2 protein-coding genes are annotated in these 1,958 nt (G+C 67.1%); both read left to right on the top strand.

Annotated elements, in window-relative coordinates:
• Positions 1–115: 115 nt before the first annotated feature.
• Positions 116–781 (top strand): RraA family protein, encoded by a 666-nt coding sequence (locus HHX33_RS34540; RefSeq protein ID WP_182878238.1) that lies wholly within the window; start codon positions 116–118, stop codon positions 779–781.
• Between the two features lie 22 nt (positions 782–803).
• On the top strand, positions 804–1,814 hold the full coding sequence (locus HHX33_RS34535) for a quinone oxidoreductase family protein (RefSeq protein WP_182878237.1): 1,011 nt from the start codon (positions 804–806) through the stop codon (positions 1,812–1,814).
• The last annotated feature ends 144 nt before the right edge of the window (positions 1,815–1,958 follow it).

The following is a 1,958-nucleotide window of genomic DNA, read 5'->3' as shown; positions in this document are numbered from 1 at the left end:
CTCGCGGGACAGCTCCTCCAGGCCGGACACCCGACGATCACATCATCTGCACGCCGGTTGATCAAAGTGACGGACCGTCACGCATCCGACCGAACCCTTACACCGCGCGCACGACCTGAATACTTACATCACAACCTGCACCATAATCGACATTCTCGACGGCCGGGGAGTTTGCGACGCGGTGCTTCCCAGCGGACTGCACCGACTGTCTCGCGGCACCGAGATGTTCGTGGGTACGGCTTTGCCCGTACGCTGGGCGCCCGTCCGCAAGGGTCCGCGCATCACAGAGGCGTCGCCCAGCACGTGGACGCAGGTCAGCGATTTCCTCGTCCCCGAAGTCGTCGACGGGACAGGTCAGGTGTACATCGCCGGCGCGGGACCCGTCCTCACCGAGGCCGCCTTGGCCGGCGGTCTCTCTCTCACTTACCTGGCCGACGTGGTGAGGTTCGAAGGCGTCGTTCTCGGCGGGGCGATCCGGGACCGGGCTGTCGTTGAGGCAGCCGAGTTCCCTGTCGTCGCCAGCAATTTCGTCCCAACCGACACGCAGGGCTCCTACCGTGTCGAGTCCGTTGGTGACAGCTGCGTCATCGACAACGTCCTGATCCGCGCCGGTGACTGGATCTTCTCGGATGGAAACGGCACCGTCATCGTGCCACCGTCGCACCTTGCCGAGGTGATGGCCGCAGCGACCGCCGTCGAGCTCGTCGAACAGCGGATCCTCGAGAGGCTGCGGGCCGGGGAGCGCCTTCCCAAGGTCGTCGACGAGGTAGGCCGCATCTAGCGGCTTCCGGACAGGTGTCTGAATGCGTGCCATAGTCGTCACCGAACGGGGCGGCCCTGAGGTGCTCACCCTCGCCGAGCGCCCGCGGCCGGTTCCCGGTCCCGGAGAGGTGCTCGTCCGAATCGCCGTAGCCGGCGTCAATTACCACGAGACCTACGAGCGTTCCGGTCTGTACCCGCGCCGGCTGCCGTACGTCCCCGGGAAGGAGGCGGCGGGCACGGTCGTGGCCTGGGGGGAGGGCGTTACGGGATTTGAGGTCGGTGACCGTGTCTGTGGAGTCGACTTCGCCGGTCCGTACGCCGAATTCGCGCTGGTGCCCGCCGGCCGGCTGGTGCCGGTGCCTCCAGGCCTGTCCCTGGAGACCACGGCTGCCGTTCTGCTACAGGGCCTCACAGCGCATTTCCTCACGGCAGAGGCGTACCGGGTGCGGCCGGGCGACAGCGTCCTCGTCCACGCTGCGGCCGGTGGTACGGGCCTGATCCTCACCCAGGTCGTCACGCTCATGGGCGGCCGGGTGATCGGCACTGTCTCCACCGTGGAGAAAGAGGAACTCGCGCGGGCTGCGGGCGCCGTCGAAGTCGTGCGCTACAGCGAGACCGACGTCGTCGCCGAAGTCAGGAGGCTGACAGACGGGACGGGCGTTTCGGCCGTCTACGACGGGGTGGGCAAAGCGACCTTTCACAGCAGCCTCGCTTGTCTGCGCCGGCGCGGCACGCTCGTGCTGTACGGGCAGGCCAGCGGCCTCGTTTCCGGATTTCAACCGCAGAGGCTCGCGGCTGGGTCACTGACGCTGATCCGGCCGATGTTGCCTGACTTCATCGTCGCCGACGACGAGCTGAGGCACCGTGCGGCCCAGGTCTTCACCTGGGTCGCACGGGGCGATCTGAATGTGCGCATCGGTGGCAGGTACGGTCTGTCCGAGGCGGGCCACGCGCATGGGGACCTGCAAGGGCGCAAGACGAGCGGCAAGCTCCTGCTCATCCCCGCCCTGGACGGTGAGGAAGGAGAGACCTCGGGAAGCACCCACGCGTAGTGGGCCGTCTTCCCACGCTTAGAGCGCCTAACACAATGAGCTGAGTCGGCGCCAGCAGATCAGGGCGCAGCCGATGCTGAGGAAGGCGCGGTGGATGTCCTCGCGCACTTCCCAGCGGATGCGTAGCCTGCGGAAGCTGTGCAG

The organism is Microbispora sp. H10670 (assembly GCF_014161385.1).
GTDB lineage: Bacteria > Actinomycetota > Actinomycetes > Streptosporangiales > Streptosporangiaceae > Microbispora > Microbispora triticiradicis.
Note: the sequence above shows the minus strand (reverse complement) of the source record. Positions and strands in the feature narration are given on the sequence as shown.

What these genes read in the sequence shown, in the direction of transcription:
- HHX33_RS34535 (WP_182878237.1), top strand. Translation starts at nt 804, where the DNA reads ATGCGTGCCATAGTCGTCACCGAACGGGGCGGCCCTGAGGTGCTCACC.